18 protein-coding genes are annotated in these 18,376 nt (G+C 64.6%); 10 read left to right on the forward strand and 8 right to left on the reverse strand.

Going from position 1 to position 18,376, the window contains the following annotated elements:
* Nucleotides 1-43 precede the first annotated feature (43 nt).
* Both AC0QDI_RS06900 and AC0QDI_RS06905 read left to right on the forward strand, forming a co-directional pair.
* A complete protein-coding gene (locus AC0QDI_RS06900; RefSeq protein ID WP_474666555.1) occupies nt 44-1,948 on the forward strand; it encodes a 2-oxoacid:acceptor oxidoreductase subunit alpha in 1,905 nt (634 codons plus the stop codon).
* 2 nt (nt 1,949-1,950) lie between these two features.
* Nucleotides 1,951-2,886 (forward strand): thiamine pyrophosphate-dependent enzyme, encoded by a 936-nt coding sequence (locus tag AC0QDI_RS06905; RefSeq protein WP_474666557.1) that lies wholly within the window; start codon nt 1,951-1,953, stop codon nt 2,884-2,886.
* A 100-nt stretch (nt 2,887-2,986) separates the two neighbouring features.
* On the opposite strand, the gene AC0QDI_RS06910 is transcribed toward AC0QDI_RS06905, so the two are convergent.
* Entirely contained in the window at nt 2,987-4,156 is a 1,170-nt protein-coding gene (locus AC0QDI_RS06910; protein WP_474666559.1) for a LolA family protein, read from the reverse strand.
* Nucleotides 4,157-4,231: 75 nt separating this feature from the next.
* Nucleotides 4,232-4,546, reverse strand: a complete 315-nt coding sequence (locus AC0QDI_RS06915; protein WP_474666561.1) for a hypothetical protein — start codon at nt 4,544-4,546, stop codon at nt 4,232-4,234.
* A gap of 156 nt (nt 4,547-4,702) precedes the next feature.
* Between AC0QDI_RS06915 and lrpA1 the strand changes: the two genes are divergently transcribed.
* From lrpA1 to AC0QDI_RS06935, 4 genes are all read left to right on the forward strand, one after another.
* A complete protein-coding gene (gene lrpA1, locus AC0QDI_RS06920; RefSeq protein WP_226041049.1) occupies nt 4,703-5,131 on the forward strand; it encodes an HTH-type transcriptional regulator LrpA1 in 429 nt (142 codons plus the stop codon).
* A 77-nt stretch (nt 5,132-5,208) separates the two neighbouring features.
* Nucleotides 5,209-5,688, forward strand: a complete 480-nt coding sequence (locus AC0QDI_RS06925) for an SRPBCC family protein (protein WP_474666563.1) — start codon at nt 5,209-5,211, stop codon at nt 5,686-5,688.
* Between the two features lie 90 nt (nt 5,689-5,778).
* Nucleotides 5,779-6,384, forward strand: coding sequence for a nitrous oxide reductase accessory protein NosL (locus tag AC0QDI_RS06930; protein WP_474666565.1), 606 nt, complete (start codon nt 5,779-5,781; stop codon nt 6,382-6,384).
* Between the two features lie 107 nt (nt 6,385-6,491).
* Nucleotides 6,492-7,607: a CobW family GTP-binding protein gene (locus AC0QDI_RS06935; protein ID WP_474666567.1), complete on the forward strand. Its 1,116-nt coding sequence runs from the start codon at nt 6,492-6,494 to the stop codon at nt 7,605-7,607.
* A gap of 14 nt (nt 7,608-7,621) precedes the next feature.
* Here AC0QDI_RS06935 and AC0QDI_RS06940 read toward each other — a convergent pair whose 3' ends face one another.
* On the reverse strand, nt 7,622-7,807 hold the full coding sequence (locus AC0QDI_RS06940) for a hypothetical protein (RefSeq protein WP_474667328.1): 186 nt from the start codon (nt 7,805-7,807) through the stop codon (nt 7,622-7,624).
* A 136-nt stretch (nt 7,808-7,943) separates the two neighbouring features.
* Here AC0QDI_RS06940 and AC0QDI_RS06945 point away from each other — a divergent pair, with 136 nt between their 5' ends.
* Entirely contained in the window at nt 7,944-8,105 is a 162-nt protein-coding gene (locus AC0QDI_RS06945; RefSeq protein WP_474666569.1) for a hypothetical protein, read from the forward strand.
* A gap of 54 nt (nt 8,106-8,159) precedes the next feature.
* Here AC0QDI_RS06945 and AC0QDI_RS06950 read toward each other — a convergent pair whose 3' ends face one another.
* On the reverse strand, nt 8,160-9,320 hold the full coding sequence (locus AC0QDI_RS06950; RefSeq protein WP_474667312.1) for a glutathione-independent formaldehyde dehydrogenase: 1,161 nt from the start codon (nt 9,318-9,320) through the stop codon (nt 8,160-8,162).
* Between the two features lie 199 nt (nt 9,321-9,519).
* Here AC0QDI_RS06950 and AC0QDI_RS06955 point away from each other — a divergent pair, with 199 nt between their 5' ends.
* The gene (locus AC0QDI_RS06955; RefSeq protein ID WP_474666571.1) at nt 9,520-9,939 is read left to right on the forward strand and encodes a GlcG/HbpS family heme-binding protein; all 420 of its coding nucleotides are present in this window, start codon (nt 9,520-9,522) and stop codon (nt 9,937-9,939) included.
* A gap of 85 nt (nt 9,940-10,024) precedes the next feature.
* On the opposite strand, the gene AC0QDI_RS06960 is transcribed toward AC0QDI_RS06955, so the two are convergent.
* The 3 genes from AC0QDI_RS06960 to AC0QDI_RS06970 are packed head-to-tail and all read right to left on the reverse strand — an operon-like array spanning nt 10,025 to nt 13,804.
* Nucleotides 10,025-11,173 carry a plastocyanin/azurin family copper-binding protein gene (locus AC0QDI_RS06960; protein ID WP_474666573.1) on the reverse strand — a complete coding sequence of 383 codons (1,149 nt, stop codon included), beginning with the start codon at nt 11,171-11,173 and terminating at the stop codon, nt 10,025-10,027.
* A 39-nt stretch (nt 11,174-11,212) separates the two neighbouring features.
* On the reverse strand, nt 11,213-12,922 hold the full coding sequence (locus tag AC0QDI_RS06965; protein ID WP_474666575.1) for an outer membrane protein assembly factor BamB family protein: 1,710 nt from the start codon (nt 12,920-12,922) through the stop codon (nt 11,213-11,215).
* 6 nt (nt 12,923-12,928) lie between these two features.
* Nucleotides 12,929-13,804: a hypothetical protein gene (locus AC0QDI_RS06970; RefSeq protein WP_474666577.1), complete on the reverse strand. Its 876-nt coding sequence runs from the start codon at nt 13,802-13,804 to the stop codon at nt 12,929-12,931.
* Between the two features lie 382 nt (nt 13,805-14,186).
* Between AC0QDI_RS06970 and AC0QDI_RS06975 the strand changes: the two genes are divergently transcribed.
* Complete coding sequence (locus tag AC0QDI_RS06975; RefSeq protein WP_474666579.1) at nt 14,187-15,044, forward strand: DUF8054 domain-containing protein; 858 nt, start codon at nt 14,187-14,189, stop codon at nt 15,042-15,044.
* Between the two features lie 26 nt (nt 15,045-15,070).
* On the opposite strand, the gene fdhF is transcribed toward AC0QDI_RS06975, so the two are convergent.
* Complete coding sequence (fdhF, locus tag AC0QDI_RS06980) at nt 15,071-17,221, reverse strand: formate dehydrogenase subunit alpha (RefSeq protein WP_474666581.1); 2,151 nt, start codon at nt 17,219-17,221, stop codon at nt 15,071-15,073.
* Nucleotides 17,222-17,733: 512 nt separating this feature from the next.
* On the opposite strand from fdhF, the gene AC0QDI_RS06985 reads away from it, so the two are divergent.
* Nucleotides 17,734-18,249: a hypothetical protein gene (locus tag AC0QDI_RS06985; RefSeq protein ID WP_474666583.1), complete on the forward strand. Its 516-nt coding sequence runs from the start codon at nt 17,734-17,736 to the stop codon at nt 18,247-18,249.
* Nucleotides 18,250-18,376: the final 127 nt, after the last annotated feature.

Below are 18,376 nucleotides of genomic sequence, written 5' to 3' on the forward strand. Positions count from 1 at the left end.
GCGAATTCCGAGTACGGTTGGCCCACAGGCCACTGATCCACATATGAGCAGCGACGAACTCATCTGGCGAATCGCAGGCGGTTCCGGCGACGGAATCGACTCGACGAGCCAGAACTTTGCCAAGGCGCTGATGCGCTCGGGGCTCGACGTATTCACACACCGCCACTATCCGTCGCGGATCCGCGGCGGCCACACGTACGTCGAAATTCGGGCCGCAGACCGCGAGGTACAGTCACGCGGCGACGGCTACAACTTCCTGCTCTCGCTGGGCGACTCGTTCGCCCGCAACCCGCAGGAGGAGGCCTACTACGGAAACGAGGAGATCAAACCCCTCTCGGAGAACTTGGACGACCTCCGCGAGGGCGGGATCATCGTCTACGACGAGGGCCTCATCAGCGAGGAGGACGTCGAGGCGATCGATCTCGAGGCCCGCGCCGAAGAGAACGACTGGCACGTCTTCCCGATGGACCTCCGGTCGCTCGCACGCGAACACGGCCGCGAGGTCATGCGCAACACCGCCGGCGTCGGCGTCACGGCCGCGCTGCTCGACATGGACCTCGAGCACATCGAGGACCTGATGTCGGACGCCATGGGTGGGGACGTTCTCGAGGCGAATCTCGAGATCCTCCACGAGGCCTACGACACGATCAACGAGGAGTACGAGTTCGAGCACGACCTGCGCGCCCCCGAGGGCTCTCACGAGACCGAGCAGGCGCTGCTGTCGGGTTCGAACGCGATCGCCTACGGCGCGATCGACGCCGGCTGTCGGTTCATCGCCGGCTACCCGATGACGCCGTGGACGGACGTGTTCACCATCCTTGCCCAGAACTTCCCCGACATGGGCGGCGTCTCCGAGCAGGTCGAGGACGAGATCGCCGCCGCGGCGCTCGCACTCGGCGCGAGCCACGCGGGCGCGAAGGCCATGTCCGGTTCGTCCGGCGGCGGCTTCGCGCTCATGAGCGAACCGCTCGGCCTGGCGGAGATGACCGAGACGCCGCTCGTCCTCGTCGAGTCGATGCGGGCCGGCCCCTCGACCGGGATGCCGACGAAACCCGAGCAGGGCGACCTCGAGTTCGTCCTCTACACGAGCCAGGGCGACTCCTCGCGGGTCGTCTTCGCGCCGAGCAACATCGAAGAGGCCTACGAGCAGACCAGGCTCGCCTTCGAGATCGCGTGGGACTACCAGCTCCCGGCGATCGTCATCTACGATCAGAAGCTCTCCGGCGAGAACAAGAACGTCGACGTCGAGTTCTTCGATCGAGAGCCCCAGCCGGATCTGGGATCGACGCTGACCGAAGACGAACTCGCCGAAGCCGCCCACGACGCGAGCGGCAAGTTCAAGCGGTTCAACTACGAGGACGCCGAGAACAACGTCGCCCCGCGGTCGCTGCCCGGCCAGAAGGGCGGTCGCTACCTTGCGACCGGCAACGAACACTCGCCGGTGGGCCACATCAGCGAGGATCCCGACAACCGCGTCGCGCAGATGACGCGGCGCATCGAGAAACTCGAGACCATCCGCGAGGAACTCGACGAGGAACACGAGTCGAACCAGACCTACTACGGCGACGAGACGGCCGAGTACGGCATCATCACCTGGGGTTCCTCCCACGGTGCCGTCCACGAGGCCGTCGAACGGCTCAACGACGACGGCCACGCCGTCAAGGGGATCAGCGTCTCCGATATGATGCCGTTCCCCAAGGCCGAGGTCACGGAGTTCCTCGAGAGCGTCGACGAGGCGATGGTCGTCGAGATGAACGCCACCGCGCAGTTCCGCGGGCTGATCCAGAAGGAACTGGGCCGCTTCGGCGAGAAGATGACCAGTCTGCTGAAGTACAACGGCAACCCCTTCGAGCCCGCCGAAGTCGTCGAGGGCTACGAAGTCAACCTCGCCGACGAGGACCGCGAACCAACCGCACAGGTACGAATCGAACCGGCGGCAGGTGACTAACCATGAGTGCATTCAACGCAATCGGAGAGGAACGAGAGATCGACCGGGACGAGTTCACCCCGGGCGTCGAACCGCAGCCGACCTGGTGTCCGGGCTGTGGCGACTTCGGCGTCCTGAAGTCGCTGAAACAGGCGCTGCCGGAAGTCGGCAAGACGCCCGAAGAGGTGCTGACGGTCACCGGGATCGGCTGTTCGGGCAAGCTGAACAGCTACCTGGATACCTACGGCTTCCACACGATCCACGGCCGCTCGCTGCCCGTGGCCCGCGCCGCGAAGCTGGCGAACACCGATCTCGAGGTCATCGCGGCGGGCGGTGACGGCGACGGCTACGGGATCGGCGGCAACCACTTCATCCACACGGCCCGGGAGAACCACGACATGACCTACATCGTGTTCAACAACGAGATCTTCGGCCTGACGAAGGGCCAGACCTCGCCCACGAGCCCGAAGGGTCACAAGTCCAAGACCCAGCCATCGGGCAGCGCGAAGACGCCGCTGCGGCCGCTATCGCTGTCGCTGACCGCCGGTGCGAGCTACGTCGCTCGAACCGCCGCCGTCAATCCGAATCAGGCCAAGGAGATCATCGCGGAGGCCATCGAACACGACGGCTTCGCCCACGTCGACTTCCTGACCCAGTGTCCGACCTGGAACAAGGACGCCCGCCAGTACGTCCCCTACATCGACATCCAGGAATCCGAGGACTACGATCACGACATTACCGACCGGCGCGAGGCCGCCGAGATGATGCACGAGACCGAGGACGTCCTCAACGAGGGCACCGTCCTGACCGGTCGCTACTACGTCGACGAAGACCGGCCGTCCTACCAGCAGGAGAAGTCGGCCGTCGGCGAACTCCCCGACCAGCCCCTCGCCGAGCGGTACTTCGACGAGGACGCCGAGTGGGAGCGCAGCTACGACCTGCTCGAGCGCCACACCTGAGCGCACGCCGAATTGCGGTCCGTTCCCATAGCCCGACAGTCGGTACCGGGACGGCCCCCGACCGTCGGTCGTCTCTCCGTTTTTCAGGACGTTTCGTCGGTTAACAGCCCGTTTCGAGCGACTCGCCGACCGCAAGCGCCGTTCCGTCGTCGAACCCGCTCTCGACGAACACCGAGTAGTAGCGACCACCACACGGCCACTGTAGTTCCGTCCCCTCGTCGGTTTCCGCGATCGTCCCCCTAGCAGCGCCGACCGGGACCGCGTCGCCGCCGTTCGCGAACCGCCGCGGCCCGTCGCTCGTGACGACCGACACCGTCTCGTCGGCCGCGGTCCGGTACTGCAGCGTCACCTGCGTCCGGTTTTCGTCCGGGAACTCGTAGCCCGTGACCGACTCGAGTTCGACCCCGTCGGGCAGCGCGCTCGCAGCCGGCTCGGCGACCTCGAACGGGACGGCGTCCTCGGCCGCGTCGACGGTCTCGTAGGAATCGATCGATGGGAACGTGATCGTCCCGACGCCCGTTTCGTTCCCCGGCGACGACTGCGGATCGAACGCGAAGCGGTCGTCGTCGATCCCGCCGTCGATCTCGAGGTTCCGGTAGGTCCGCTCCAGCGTTACGCCGTCGCCCTCGATCGCGTGTTTGACCGGGAACAGCGTCTCCTGACCGTACCAGATCTCGACGCGATCAGCGCCGCGCTGTGCGGGCTCTCCCTCGCTGGTCGCCAGCGGCAGGACGTACTCGGTGTCCTCGATCAGGACGCTGATCGATCGCTCGATCGTCTCGTTAGTCGGCGGGTCGAACGTGACGCGATAAGTGTCCCGACCGTCGACCGTCGCCTCTTCGACTCCCGTGATTTCGTAGGCCTCGAGGTAGCGCTCTTGCTGGGCGTATATCCCCTCGAGGTACGACGTCGCGTTCGGGTCGGTCTCGAGGCGAGTCGCCCAGTCGGCGGCGGCGTCGTAGTGCCAGCGATCGTCGCCGTCGTCGACGACGACGGTCTCGGTACCGTCGGCGCTCGTTTCGACGCGGCTCCGACCGTCGGCGCGGAGCCAGACCTCCTCGGTGTACCGGGTCGTTTCGCCGTCGATCGTCCGGCTGACGTCGACCGTTGCGGAGACCTCGTCGGGCGGGTCGGCCGCGGCGATCTCTCGCTCGAGATCCGCCGGTGTCGGACCGGAACTCGGAAGGGCGGCACAGCCAGCCGTCAGGAGAACCACCAGCAGCGCCAACACGGTGAGTACGGACCGGACGTCGCTATCGCCGACGAACATGTTTACTACGTCACCTGTCGCGTCTCATTAACGCATCGGTCCGGTCAACGGCGGGAGCGAGGGACCGGCGGTCGACTACTCGCCGGCACCGAAGCCGCGGGCGAAGAGCTTCGAGAGGTAGCTCAGAACGAGCAGCGCGACGACCAGACCGGCGAGCAGGCTGGGCTGGAATCCGTACCGCATCTCGCGAACGCCGTAGGCGACGACGAGCGCTCCCATCAGCAGCGCCGACCCGCCGGCCCACCGGGAGACGTGTGCGGGGTCGACCGACTCGTCGTAGTTCGCGTGCAGGTCCACTCGTCCGCGAAACGCGATGAGCGAACCGAGACCGAGAATCGCGAGCCCGCAGACGACCCAGACGGCACCGCTGACGAGATTCGGTTCGACCATATCGATAGCGAACTTGCGGCCAGCGGGCGAATAAGTCCGGCGGTTACGTGCCCGCGGCGGACGACCGTCGGAACCGCCGTCGCATCGTCTTCCGTTCGGATATCCGTCGTTTTCGTATACAAAAGATATTTTTCCGCCGGAGCAAAACATACGGTCATGAGTACTCAGGCGACGGAAGATCGTATCCTCGAGGTCCTCGAGGAGGACGCCCAGGCGTCCTACGCCGAGATCGCCGACCGGGCGAACGTCTCGAAACCGACGGTGCGGAAATATATCAACCAGCTCGAGGAGGACGGCGTCATCATCGGCTACTCGGCCGATATCGACCCGAAGAAACTCTCGAGTCAGACGATCGCGCTGGTTGGGCTCGACGTCGCGAGCGAACGCTACGTCGAGGCGACGCAGGCGATCAAGGACCTCGAGGAAGTCGAGGCGTTATACAGCTCCAGCGGAGATCACATGCTGATGGCCGAAGTGCGCGCCGAGGACGGCGACTCGCTGGGAGAGATTATCTCGGAGGAACTGCTCGAGATCGACGGCGTCACCGCGGCGCATCCATCGTTCCTGCAGGAACGGTTGAAATAAACCGCTCGGTTCTCCGCTCCGTCGTCGCCGTTCGTGGGTGGACGTTTTCCCGCTGGCCGTCGTAGGGTGCACGAGCGATGCCGACGTACGAACGCGAAACGACCGTCGACTCGCCATTTGATGACGTCTGGGCGTTTCACTCCCGAGTCTCCGGCCTCGAGGCGGTGACGCCGGACTGGCTGGGCCTGCGCGTCGAGCGCGTGATCGGTCCCGACGGCGAACCGAATCCGAACGTGCTCGAGCCCGGCTCGGAAGTCGCGCTCTCGATGCGCCCGTTCGGGGTGGGACCGCGCCAGCACTGGACCTCGGTGATCACGGACCGCGAGCGCGACGAGGGATCGGCGTACTTCCGCGACGAGATGGTTCACGGCCCGTTCGACCGATGGGAGCACACGCACGGCTTCTTCGCCGACGGGGATCGGACCGTCGTCCGGGACCGAGTCGAATACGAGCTTCCGTTCGGCGGACTCGGCGACCTCGTCGAACCGGTCTCGACGGTCGGGTTCGAGGCCATGTTCCGAGCGCGCCACCGGCTGGCGAAAGCGCAATTCGAGTGAGCGGCGCTCCCGGTGGCCCCGAGCGGGAGCGCGCCCGGATTCGACGCCCGAACCACGTCGGTTTTGACCGATGGCCCCGTAGAGCGGCGTATGACAGAACGCGCCGGCCTCGAGCGACGGCGGCTGCTGGGCGCGCTCGGGATGGGCGCGACCGCGTGCGTCGGGGGTTGTCTCGGCGGCGACGGAGCCGGAGACGACGATGACGGAGACGCCGACGCGCAGGTATACGAGCCGTCGATGGAGATCGAGTTCGACGGCGACGGCCCGTTCGCCTTCGACGACGAGGAGCGCTGTGCGGTCTGTGGCATGCCGGCGAAGAAATACTTCGGAACGGGACAACTCGTCCACGAAAACGGGCTGGCGGCCGTCTTCGACTCGCCGGGCTGTCTGTTCGCCTACACGGTATCGTCGACCCCCGACTCGCCGGTCGCGGCCGTCTGGACGACCGATTACGAAACCGGAGACCTCGTCGACGCGACCGCGGCACATTTCGTCCTGATCACGGACGAAGAGGCGGCCGACGACCCGATGGGGATCGATCCGCGTCCCTACGCCGACCGCGAGGACGCCGTCGCCTTCCTCGAGGAGTGGGAGGCGGAGGATCTGACGCCCGAGGAGGATATCATCGTCGGGCTCGAGGACGTCGACATGGAAACCGCGGCGATCTACCGCGGGAACCGGCTACCCGACGAGTAACGCGTCGCTCCCGACACCGATCGGTGCGAAACAGTCGCCTGCTCGAGATTGTCGGCGCGATCCGTCCGGTTACTTAGTAGCGCTCCGCTCGTGATGCCACATATATCATGTCATCAAATGGCACGATTCCCGTCACCGTCGTCAGCGGTTATCTCGGCGCGGGAAAGACGACGCTGCTCAATCGCGTCCTGTCGAATCCGGGCGGGCGGCGGGTGGCGGTGATCGTCAACGACATGGGCGAGGTGAACGTCGACGCGGAGCTGATCGCGCGAGAGAACGACGACGAGGGAATCGTGGACCTCTCGAACGGCTGTATCTGTTGTCGGTTACAGGGCGACCTGCTCGAGGAAGCGACACAGCTTGCGGAAAGCCGAGCGTTCGACTACCTGCTGGTCGAGTCGTCGGGGATCAGCGAACCGGTTCCCGTCGCGCAGGTGTTCACCGAAGGGACGGACGAAAGCGATGTGGATCCGACGACCCGCTTTCGGCTGGACACGATGGTAACCGTTCTCGATACGTACGGGTTCTGGAAGGAGTTCGACGCCGGGGCGCAGCTCCCGGAGGGTGCCCAACCCGACGAGGACCGACCGTTGAGCGAGGTCCTCGTCGAGGGAGTCGAGTTCTGCGACGTCCTGCTGCTCAACAAGGCCGACATGGTTCCCGACGACGTCCTCGAGGAGATCGAATCGGTCGTCGAGACCCTCCAGCCGCGGGCGAAACGGCTTCGAACGACCTACTGCGAGGTGGATCCGGACGTCGTTCTCGACACCGGTCGGTTCGACTTCGAGACGGCGAAGCGCTCTCAGGGGTGGAAACGCCACCTGCGCGGGGAGGGCCACGACCACGAGGCGCACGATCACGACGAGGAGCGAAGCGCCGCTGAACGACACGGCGTCTCCTCGTTCGTCTTCCGGTCCGATCGACCGTTCCACCCGGAGCGACTCGCGGCCTGGCTCGAGGACTGGGACGGAGCGATTATCCGAGCAAAGGGCGTCTGTCACGTCGCGAACCGCGAGGAGGTGATCGGCGTCAGTCAGGCCGGGACGTCCGTCAGGGCCGGTCCGATCGGCGAGTGGCGGCCGGACGACGACCGTCGGACGCAACTGGTGTTCATCGGCCGAGACATGAACGAGGAACGAATTCGCGAGGAACTCGAAGTGTGCGTACTCGAGGCCGACGAGACGGAGGGAACGGAGGCGATGGCCGACCCGTTCCCGCTGTAGCCGTTGCCCCGTCTCTACGATTCCAGTTGGTCACTGAGTTCCGCCCAGGACTCGTGAAAGCCGTGCGTCGACTGATCCGTCGTTCGTTCGGGACGGGCGTCCTGATAGACATCGTCGTACTCGAGCAGCCGCGTCCAGCCGTCGTGCAGGGAGTAGCTGCAGTACTGGCACATACTATCGGCTACGTCGTTCGTCGCCATACCAGTTTCTCCAGTCGAGCGGCCGCTCTCACTCGAGTCGGTCGTGAGCGCGGGGCGACGTCCCGGCGGTAGCGGACGCGAGTGATCGTCGGTCGGACCAGAAGAACTATACTGACGTGAGAACGCGACGATGAGCATGAGTCGACGGGGCGGATACGTTAGTAACGCGAACGACACGGTCGAACGGGAGTGCGACCGCTGCGAGTGGCACGGGGCTGCGGGATCCTATCCGGAACTGATCAAACGGTATCAGGATCACCTCCGTGACGAACACCCGACGGCGTGGCTGCGAAGCTAACGTCGGGCTCTCCGACGGGCCGGAATCCCGTCCGGTCCGATCCCGACGGAACGGTTACGGCTCGAGCAAGACTTTGATGACGCCTTCCTCGCGGTCGTCGAACTTCTCGTACATCTCGGGCGCGCGCTCGAGGTCGACGCGGTGGGAGACGACCCAGCTGGGGTCGGCGCGCCCCTCGATGATCATGTCTCGAAGCTCCCGATTGTACTCCTTGACGTTACACTGGCCGGTGCCCAGCTTCAGTCCCTTCTCGAAGAGTTTGCCGAAGTCGATGCCGAGACGGCCCTGCGCCGCCATCTCGTCGGGCGCGCCGGGGTCCGACGGGACGTACAGGCCCGGGATACCGAGTTCGCCGGTCGGTCGCACGGTCTGGATGAGCTGGTTGAGCACGATCGCGGGGTTTTCGCGGGCCGGATCGTACGCGTCGTCGGACGGATCCGTCTCGGGGTCGATCGCCTGATAGCCCACCGCGTCGACGCCGTTATCGACGCCCCCGCCGTGCAAATCCGTGATCTGTTCGACCGGATCGCTCTCCTCGAAGTTGATCGGGCGCGCGTCGCAGTGATCTTCGGCCAGCTCGAGGCGGCTCTCCACGCGGTCGACGACGTAAATCTCGGAGGCACCCTGAATCTTCGCGCTGTAGGCGGCCATCAGGCCGACGGGGCCGGCCCCGAAGATCGCGATCGACTCGCCGGGTTGCAGGTTCGCGAGTCGGGTGCCGTGCCATCCCGTCGGGAAGATGTCCGCGAGGAGTGCGAAGGAGTCCTCGTGCTCGTCACCCGCCGGTAGTTTCAGCGCGTTGAAGTCGGCGTACGGGACACGGAGTGTCTCGGCCTGGCCGCCCTTGTACGGTCCCATCGCGACGTACCCGTACGCACCGCCGGCGAAGCCGGGGTTGACGTTGGTACAGAACCCGGTGTAACCGTTCTCACAGTTCCGACAGAAGCCACAGGCGACGTTGAACGGCATCACGACCCGGTCGCCCTCCTCGAGGGACGTGACGGCGTCGCCGGTCTCGATCACGTTCCCCATGTTCTCGTGACCGAAGACGATCCCCGGGTCGGCCGCGGTTCGTCCCTCGTACATGTGGAGGTCCGAGCCACAGATGCAGGTCGTCGTGATGTCGACGAGAATATCGTTTTCGTGTTCGATCTCGGGTTCGTCTACCTCCTCGACGGCCACGTCGTGCGGTCCCTGATAGACGACGGCGTCCATTGACATTTGGTATCAAACCTCGATGAACGGACCACAAGCGCCGTTGTAAATGTTCGTGTAGATTCCGACGATAATCAAGAATCAATATTGTTTGAGTGTCGATAGAGCCTATATATAGAGATTACAGGTGAGTGTACTGGACATATGGGATTTTTCATAGAGGGTATTTATTCCTCTCTAGAGTGTGTGGGAAGTCCGCATGGTAGAGACAGTGCGCCTCGAGACAGCGAAGGAGGTCATCGACGCGGCCGAACGGCGAGCCGACGAGATCGACAATCCCATGGTGATCACGGTCGCGAACTCCGAGGGTAATCTCGTCGCTCAACACCGGATGGACGGCGCGTGGCTCGCGTCGGTCGACATTTCGCGGAACAAAGCCTACACGGCGGCCGCCCTGGATATGCCGACGGACGAACTGGCCGATCCGACCCGGCCGGGAGAATCGCTGTACGGCCTGCAGAATACCAACCAGGGACGGATGGTCATCTTCGGCGGCGGCTACCCGCTGATGCGAGACGGTGACGTCGTCGGGTCGATCGGCGTCAGCGGGGGCGCGGTCGAACAGGACATGGACGTCGCGGAATCCGGCGTCGACAGATTCGACGAGCTCTCCACGTAACGGCCGTCACGTGTTCGACGTCCGTCGACCGCACCGAAGAAAAACGAGGATCGCCCACGGCGGAGCGGTTTCAGTCGCCGGTCGTTTAGCCGTCCCCTCCGCTGACGGTAATCTCACCGAGCGCATCGAGTTGCGACTGGTCGAGATAGACGGCCATCTCTTCGTTGGCGACGAACTCGACGGTCTGCGTCGCGCCTTCGTCGGCGGTGAAGTCCGACCGGACGTACGTGTTCCACTGGTTCGTGTCGCCGCCGCTTGCGATCGCGAAGTTGTGACCGGGGAGGGGTTCGTAGTGTCTGTTCTCTCCCTCCGGCTGGTGGCGACCGATCGCGTTCTCCCACTCGACCGCGTAGGTTTCACCCGCCTCGAGTTCGAGCGTCGGGTTCGTCTCGTCGGCGATCGAGTCGGGCGATCGGCCGACCCACTGGCCCTCCTCGAGTCGCATCGAGTAGGTCTCGGTCGGCTCGCCGGGTTCGATAGCCGATAGCGTCGCGACGAACTCCCTGTCGCTACCGTCGATCGTCACCGTATCCGTGATCCGTTCGTGGCCGTAGGTCCATATTTCGACGTCGTACTCGCCGTCCTCGAGGAGATCGAACCGGGCGACCGCCCGCTCGTCCGACCGCTCCTCGGGTGGGCTCGGCCGAGCGGCGATGTTCGAAAACGAGTGACGGTCGCCGACGAGCACCTCCGCGCCCAGCGGCTCGCCGTTCTCGTCCTCGACGCGGACGACCAGTTCGTGGGCCTCGTCCGGGCTGATCAGCTCGACCGGACCGCGCATCTGGGCCGGATGCGGCGCGCAGAAGTACTCCTCCATTCCCTCCTGCGGGGTGAACTCGAGGGAGGTGGTCGCTCCCTGTTCGGAGACCGTCTCCGTCGACTCGAGTATCTCGCCGTCGCCGCCGACGGCGCTGCCGGTGGTGATGTTGAAGTTGTGCGTCGCGCCGTCGCCGTTCGTCCAGATGATTTCGTGCTGTTCGCCTTCGATCAGCCGCAGCGTCGGGTTCGAGACGGCGTCGACGTCGTGGGGGGAAACCCCCATCCAGCCGCCGACGATCCCGAGTAACTGAACGGTTCGGCCCTCGCCGTCGTTCTGAGCGGTGGGGAGCGTGACGTCGAGCTCGCGATACGCACCTGCGCGACCCGCGGTCGCCGCCGCCCCGGCGAGCGTCGCCGTTCCCATCAGCACGCCGCGGCGGGAAACGTCCTCGCGTGAGCGTTGTTCGTTCGTCATGGGTGTGTCGTGTCTCAGTCGGTTTCGTTGTCTGTCTGCTCAGGCGTCCATCGAGAACACGGCGAGCGTGTCGCCGCGCGGTCCCTGCCGGAGCCAGCCGCTGCCGCCGACCTGCACGGCGACGTACTGTTTCTCTTCGCCCGGGTCGTACCAGCTCATCGGCGACGCGCTGATCGGCACGTCGAACTCGTGCTCCCAGAGGCGGTCGCCGTTCTCGCCGTCGTAAGCGACGAAGGTGCCGTTTTGGGTCCCGTTGAAGACGAGTCCGGTCGCGGTCGACAGCGAGCCGCCCCACATGTAGCGTTCTTCCTCGCTCTCGATCCACTCGCGCCAGACGCGCTCGCCCGTCGCCGGATCGACCGCCGCGAAAGCGGTGATCGACCCGTTCCACTCGTCGGGGAACTCGCTGGCCGGATCGTCGAGGTTGCCGCCCCAGTAGGGGTTGCCCTCGCTGAACTCCTCGTAGCGCCAGTAGAGGTCCTGCGGGTAGTTCTGGTGGATGACGTACACCAGCCCCGTTTCGGGGTTGTACGACGGCGGCTGCCAATCGTTGCCCCCCGGCGCGCCGGGGACGAACGGGATCCGCTCGTCCTCGCTGATGTGGGGGATCATCTCCCACATATTGATGTGCTGGCAAATCTCCTCGCTGCGCTCGTGGAGTCGGCCGGACTCGGCGTCCAGCATGTAGACCCAGCCGGTCTTGTCCGAGCCGGCGACGATGTCCATCGACTCGCCTTGGACGTCCACGTCGCGTACCAACACTCGCGGCGCGACCGCGTCGTAGTCCCAGACGTCGTGCGGACTGCTCTGGAACCCCCACTCCCACTCGCCGCTCTCGAGGTCCAGCGAGATGGTTCCGCAGGTGGGGAAGTTCGGTCCCGGCCGCACCGTGCCGTCGAAGTCCGGTCCGGGGTTCGCGACCGCCGTGTAGAGGACCTCGCGGTCCTCGTCGATCGTCGGCGTCATCCAGGTCGTCCCGCAGCCGTGCTCTCGACTCGCGCCGACCCACTCGTCCTCCGGAAGCGTCTCGGTCTGCCACTGCATTTCGCCGCTCTCGGCGTCGAGGGCGGCGACGAACCCGAGCACGCCGTACTCGCCGCCGGCGCTGCCAGTGTAAATCGTTCCGTCGCGGATCACCGGTGCCCACGTCGCGGAGTACCCCTCCTCGTGGTCCGCCGTGCTCGTGTACCAGACCTCCTCGCCGGTGTAGCGATCCAGCGCGACGACGCCCGAGTCGAGCGTCGTCATGTACACGTTGTCGCCGTAGACGGCCGCCCCGCGATTGTTGTCGTCACAACAGAGCTCGACCCCGATCGGCGGCGCGTAGGTGTAACTCCAGAGGACCTCCCCCTCGCGGGGGTCGATCGCCTTCATGTGGTTCGGTCCGTTCGTCTGGTACATGACCGGCGGGTCGCCCGGGACGACGATGGGCGTCCCCTCCATGCTCGAGCCCGTCCCGACCGACAGTTCGTACTCGAGCTCGAGGTCGCCGACGTTCTCGGGGGTGATGACGTCGGCGGGTGTGGCTCGGTGCTGTTCGTAGTTCCCGCCGTACATGAGCCACGACTCGGGATCGTCCCCGGTGTTGCTCAGCATCTCCTGGTCGACGTCGCCCTCGGGAATGCGGTCGGTGTCGTGCTGTTCGGTGACCGCCTCTTCAGGGCCACCGACCAGGGTATAGCCGTCCTCTATCTCTTTCAGTTCGATGTCGCGTGCGGCCTGTACGGCCCTGTCGTTGCGTAGTGCCATACGGAATCACCTCAGTTCGCTCGGAGCGCGCATCCCGTCCCTGATGTAGAAGACGCTGTGCAGCAACTCCTCTTGGCTGACGATCTGGACGGCCGAACCCGCGGTGAGCGCGGCGGTCAACTGTTCGTCCGTGAACCGCCCGTCCCCGGCGAGGTCCCACGCCGCGGTCGCCGTCACGAACAGCCCGCCCAGCATCGCTTTGACGTACCTGACCGCGTCGTCGAGGATCTCGTCGGTGATCAGCACCTCGTTCTGCCAGAGGTGTCTGTCGAGTCCGCGGATCCACAGCAGCGCCCCGCCCATCGCGCGCTGGTGGAGCGGCGGGACGGTCTCCGTCTCGAACTCGACGCCGTCCGGAATCTGGTTCGACGGGACCCAGCGGGCGAGGCGCTCGTCGTTGTTCGCCACGTCGAGCAACAGTGCCGTCTTCTCCGACTCGTCGAACCCGACGTCGTCGAGCGACGACGACAGGGGATCCGCGAGGAGGAGTTCGCGCGCCGTGGTCTCGATGTGATCCGCCGTAAACCGCGGCAGGTTCTCGTCGAGGCTCTCGAAGAAGTCCACCTCGAGGAGATGGTCGTACAGTCGCCAGCCGGGTGCTGCGACGTCCGTATACGGTCCGCTCGGTTCGTCCGGGACGCCGACATCGCGGACGTCCGGTAAACGGCGGATTTCGTCCGCGATGTTCTCGCGTTCTCGCTCGAGCAACTCCTGATCGAGTCGTCCGGCGAGATCGGCCCGGATCGCCTCGCCGCGAGAGGCGAACGCCGAGTCGGACTGCGGTTCGATCCGTCCTGCGAGTAGCTCCCACGTCACCGCCCCGTCCCCCGGGGTGTCGACGTCGAGGGTCGTCGCCAGATCGCGTTGTTCCGCGACCGTCATATCTGACGCAGTGGATATTTGTGTCATGATACCACGCCACAAAGAACTCCATTACGTGTTTTGATAATGCTTACCAATGGATTCCGGATCGCTACGGACTGGCTAAATGAATGTGTGTTTACAATAGATAAAGTTGCGGACAGTCCCGGTTTCGGTTCGTTCGACCCTCGTCGCACCGCGGCGACTAGCCCGCAGAGCGGACGGAGTTCGGTACGATCTCGATTACAGTCTGTAGCGGTCGCCTTCCCGAACGTGACGACCGCCGTCCGTCGCAAACGATCGGTACGGCAACTCGGTATCGTCGCTGCACGCGCTTCCCTTTGACGCGAGTACGGCAGCGGTTTTTCACCGTTCGGACCGTACTGATCGACAGTGAGAGCCGGTGATCGATCGTCCCGACGTCCTCGCGCGGCTCGAGCAGCCCGCCTACACCGGTGAAAATCGGTGTCTCCCGTGTACGGTGGGCAACGTCGCGATCGCACTCGCGCTCGCGGTCAGCATCGCTGTGGCGACCACTGCAGCCGTCGGTGCACTCGCACTCGCAGCCTTTCTGGGAGTCATCGGTCTCCGCGGCTACCTCGTTCCGGGGACCCCGACGATCACTCGGCGGTATCTCCCGGAGCCCCTTCTCGCCGCGTTCGGAAAATCTCCGTCGGACGCCCCGACGGTCGAGGCCGTCTCGCCCCAAGCCCTCGAGGACGTTCTGACCGCCGCTACCGTTGCGACCGACGACGGCACCGGGATCCGACTGACGCCGTCCTTTCGGGAGCGATGGAACGACCGACTGCCGCGCGGCGGCGCTCCCGAACCATCTTCGGACGACGTGCGATCGACGCTCGGTGCGGACGAAATCGGGCGACTCGACGACGCGTCGTACGTTCTCGACGGGCGAAAGCGGGTCCGCTGGGAGTCGACCGCGGCGCTCGCGGCGGACGCCGCCGCGGCGGCCGAACTCCGAACGCGACTCGACGGATGGGAGACGCTCGAGGTCGACGAGCGTCGCGACCTCCTGACGGGACTGCGACTGCTTCGAGACCGCTGTCCCGCCTGCGACGGCGGGGTGACGACGACGGCCGAGCGCCTCGAGCACTGCTGCCGGAAGCCTCGCGTCGGGATCCGATCCGTCTGCGAGGCGTGTGATCGGCCGCTGGCCGAGGTCGTCGTCACCGAGTCGAACGCCGACCCGTGGCTCGAGTTGGCCGGCGCGACGGTCGCGAACGACTCGGCGTCCGACCCGTAGGAACCGAGCCGCGTCACGCGGCCGTCTCAGTCGTCGTCGGCCGCCGGATCCGCGGTTTCGCCGAGGGGTTCGATATCGACGTCGATCTCGGCGGCGGCGGCCTTGTACTCGGGAATCTTCGAGCGCTCGTCGAGCACGTGGTTCGTGAGCTTGTTCGCCGAGGCGGCCGCGAAGTGCGGCGTCGTCCAGACGACCCCCTCCTTGGTGTCTTCCGTTACGTGGGCCTCGAGCGTAATCTCGCCCCGCCTCGAGCGAAGCCGGACGTACTCGTCGTCCTCGATGCCGTAGCGCTCGGCGTCGGCCGGATGCACGTCGACGAAGTTCTCCGGGGTCTGTTTGTTGAGCGTCGGCGACCGGGTGCTCATCGTCCCGGTGTTGTAGTGTTCCTCGAGGCGCGCGGTCGTGAGGATCAGCGGGTACTCGTCGTCGGGCGTCTCGGCCGGCGGTTGGTGATCGACGCCCTCGATTCGGCCGAGGCCGCTCTCGGTGTCGAACTCGCGTTCGTAGAGGAACGGATCGCCCTCGTCGCCGGGTTCGTAGCAGGGCCAGTGAAGCCCCTCCTCGCCCAGCAGGTCGTAGGTCATCCCGTGGTAACTGGGACAGACCTGCCGGAGTTCCTCGAAGATCGCTTCTGGGTCGTCGAAGCCGAACTGTTCGTCGCCGTCGTCGAACAGCCGAGTACCGATCTCCCTCAGGATTTCCCGGTCGTGCTTCGTGTTCTCGTGGACTTTGCCGACGCCGCGCATCCGCTGGACGCGGCGGTCGGTGTTGGTGACGGTGCCGCCGCGTTCGGCCCAGGTCGTCGCCGGGAGGATCACGTCGGCGTACTCCGCGGTTTCGGTGTGAAAGATGTCCTGGACGACCGTGAATTCGAGCTCCGCGAGCCGCTCGGCGACGGCGTTGGCGTCGGGTTCGCTCATTACAGGGTTCTCGCCCATGACGTAGAGGCCCTTGATCGAGTCGCCGGCCTCGTAGGAGATTTCGACGTTCGTCAGGCCGGGCTCGTCCGGAATCTCGAAGCCCCATACCTCCTCGACCGACTTGCGGGCCTCGTCGTCGTCGACCAGCTGATAGCCCGGCAGCACGTTCGGCATCGCGCCGACGTCGCAGGTCCCCTGGACGTTGTTCTGCCCGCGCAGCGGGTTGACTCCCGTGCCGGGTCGACCGAGGTTACCCGTGATCAGCGCCAGGTTGATCTCGTTTTGCACGTTGTCGACGCCGCAGGCGTGCTGGCTCATCCCCATCCCGGTGAAGATGGCAGCGTTGTCGGCCGTCGCGTACTTTTCCGCCGCCAGTTCGATCTCTTCGAGGGAGACCCCACACTCCTCGGCCGCGGCTTTCTCGTCGAAGTCCTCGAGCGTCTCGACGAGGTGGTCGAATCCCTCGGTTCGCTCCTCGATGAACTCCTCGTCGATCCAGCCCTCGTCGGGGTTCGCCTCGTGGTGCTCGAGGATCGTCTTCAGGACGATGTTGAGCAGCGGGATGTCGGTGCCGGGATTCAGCTGCAGGTGTTGGTGACGGTCGGTGTCGTCGATCTGGAACGATCGCGTCGTCTTGTTCGCGTGCGGGTCGACCTGAATGACGGTCGCCCCCTCGAGGACGGCCTGCCGGAAGTACTGGCTGTTCGCGATCGGGTGTTGCTCGCCGGGGTTGGCCCCCTGGATCCAGAACACGTCGGCCTCCTCGCGGAGGTCTCGCATGCTGTTGGTCATCGCTCCCGCGCCCAGACTCGTCCGCAGCGCCCAGACCGTCGAGGCGTGGCACATTCGCGTGCAGTTGTCGACGTTGTTGGTACCGTAGCGGCGAGCCAGCTTCTGGAGGAGGTAGTTCTCCTCGTTCATCACCTTCGAGGAGCCGAAAAAGCCCATCGCGTCCGGGCCGTAGTCGTCGCGAATCCGCTCGAGTTCGCCGACGACGTACTCGTAGGCCTCCTCCCAGGAGGCCTCGCGGAACTCCCCGTCTTCTTTGATCAGCGGCTCGGTGAGCCGGTCCTCGTGGTCGACGACTTCAGTCGCCGCGCCGCCTTTGATGCAGATGCGCCCCTCGTTGACCGGGGCGTCACCCCACGGCATGAACTGCACGTCGCCGGGCTCCTCGCCCGGCTGTACCTTGATTCCACACCCGACGCCACAGTACGGACAGATCGTCTTGACTGGCTCCTGTTGATCGCTAGACATCGAAATCACACCCGTTAGGCGAACCAGTCTACCTCCACGTGCATGTCACTTTCTACCACGCAGATGGTATGTGGTTATCAGTAGCTAGTAACTCGCTTTTGTTTTCCACAACTATCCGTGAAACCCGCGATCAGCATAGGGGAGCAACGTATCGCTCCAAACCAGTCCACCGGCGTGCGGTGGCGCACGCTGGGCCGCGGCGAGCGGATTGTGAGCCGCGGCCTGAAGCCGTGCGAGGGATGAGCGAGCGCCGCGAGGCGTGAGCGAATCGGCTGGGGAGGGCGTGGCGACCCCCTGTTGCCACGATAGCAGGACGCTTTGTCCTGACCAATTCCAACCAGTAACCCACTGTTCCATTCACATCTGTGGTTATCGCTCAGTACAGGTGAGGAACATACCGTTCAGAACAAATACGAGAGTAACAGCTGTGTGTCACCATCTCTATCTACTAAGTACAGAGTCAGAACAAAAGCCAATCATATTAAATAGATGATGTTAATCAGTGTAGATATATGACCGAATGGACTCGTCGACAACTACTTGGAGTGAGTCTTGGACTTGTCGGCACGTCCGCCGGCGGGTACGCCATCGGCAACTGGCAATCCAGTGACGATGATCCGGATGACGATGATCCGGAGCCACTCCAATTGAGCCAAGTTAGCTACCAAAATAGGGATGATTCACCACACACACTGGACATTATCATCAGTACCGCTGACGAAGTCCGCTACTGGGACACGGTTAATTTGACCGCCGTAGATAACGACGAAGAGTCCTCGTGGGACAAATTCGATATTCCATCGTCAGAAAAACCCGACGAGTACACTGTAATCGCTCGAGTAGACGGGGAGGAAACGGATCAAATCAGTTCTGACGACGGCCTCGATTGGTTAACCAGCAACGCCTCGAGAGATTCACGCTGCACGCTCGTCTCTATCTTCATTGAATCCGGCGGCTCAATCTACGTAGAGAACCACCAACAAGAGAAACAGGAGTGTGAGGATAACTCGACAACGAATACGCAATAACCAGCCGATGACACTATCCATTCCGATCGAGTGATGCGTGGACGATGGATCGAACGCCGATCGCTATCGAACGGCGGTCCCGTCTCGAGGATACCGGGATAACGCCTACGGCCCACCGTGTCAAACA

The sequence above is a fragment of the Natrinema sp. LJW11 genome (assembly GCF_056135975.1).

Excerpts from the sequence above, each read along its gene's own strand:
- AC0QDI_RS06935 (WP_474666567.1), top strand. The coding sequence starts at position 6,492 with ATGTCATCAAATGGCACGATTCCCGTCACCGTCGTCAGCGGTTATCTC.
- AC0QDI_RS06985 (WP_474666583.1), top strand. The coding sequence starts at position 17,734 with ATGACCGAATGGACTCGTCGACAACTACTTGGAGTGAGTCTTGGACTT.
- AC0QDI_RS06945 (WP_474666569.1), top strand. The coding sequence starts at position 7,944 with ATGAGTCGACGGGGCGGATACGTTAGTAACGCGAACGACACGGTCGAA.
- AC0QDI_RS06900 (WP_474666555.1), top strand. The coding sequence starts at position 44 with ATGAGCAGCGACGAACTCATCTGGCGAATCGCAGGCGGTTCCGGCGAC.
- AC0QDI_RS06970 (WP_474666577.1), bottom strand. The coding sequence starts at position 13,804 with ATGACGGTCGCGGAACAACGCGATCTGGCGACGACCCTCGACGTCGAC.
- fdhF (WP_474666581.1), bottom strand. The coding sequence starts at position 17,221 with ATGTCTAGCGATCAACAGGAGCCAGTCAAGACGATCTGTCCGTACTGT.
- AC0QDI_RS06910 (WP_474666559.1), bottom strand. The coding sequence starts at position 4,156 with ATGTTCGTCGGCGATAGCGACGTCCGGTCCGTACTCACCGTGTTGGCG.
- lrpA1 (WP_226041049.1), top strand. The coding sequence starts at position 4,703 with ATGAGTACTCAGGCGACGGAAGATCGTATCCTCGAGGTCCTCGAGGAG.
- AC0QDI_RS06950 (WP_474667312.1), bottom strand. The coding sequence starts at position 9,320 with ATGGACGCCGTCGTCTATCAGGGACCGCACGACGTGGCCGTCGAGGAG.
- AC0QDI_RS06915 (WP_474666561.1), bottom strand. The coding sequence starts at position 4,546 with ATGGTCGAACCGAATCTCGTCAGCGGTGCCGTCTGGGTCGTCTGCGGG.
- AC0QDI_RS06930 (WP_474666565.1), top strand. The coding sequence starts at position 5,779 with ATGACAGAACGCGCCGGCCTCGAGCGACGGCGGCTGCTGGGCGCGCTC.
- AC0QDI_RS06965 (WP_474666575.1), bottom strand. The coding sequence starts at position 12,922 with ATGGCACTACGCAACGACAGGGCCGTACAGGCCGCACGCGACATCGAA.
- AC0QDI_RS06925 (WP_474666563.1), top strand. The coding sequence starts at position 5,209 with ATGCCGACGTACGAACGCGAAACGACCGTCGACTCGCCATTTGATGAC.
- AC0QDI_RS06940 (WP_474667328.1), bottom strand. The coding sequence starts at position 7,807 with ATGGCGACGAACGACGTAGCCGATAGTATGTGCCAGTACTGCAGCTAC.
- AC0QDI_RS06960 (WP_474666573.1), bottom strand. The coding sequence starts at position 11,173 with ATGACGAACGAACAACGCTCACGCGAGGACGTTTCCCGCCGCGGCGTG.
- AC0QDI_RS06955 (WP_474666571.1), top strand. The coding sequence starts at position 9,520 with ATGGTAGAGACAGTGCGCCTCGAGACAGCGAAGGAGGTCATCGACGCG.
- AC0QDI_RS06905 (WP_474666557.1), top strand. The coding sequence starts at position 1,951 with ATGAGTGCATTCAACGCAATCGGAGAGGAACGAGAGATCGACCGGGAC.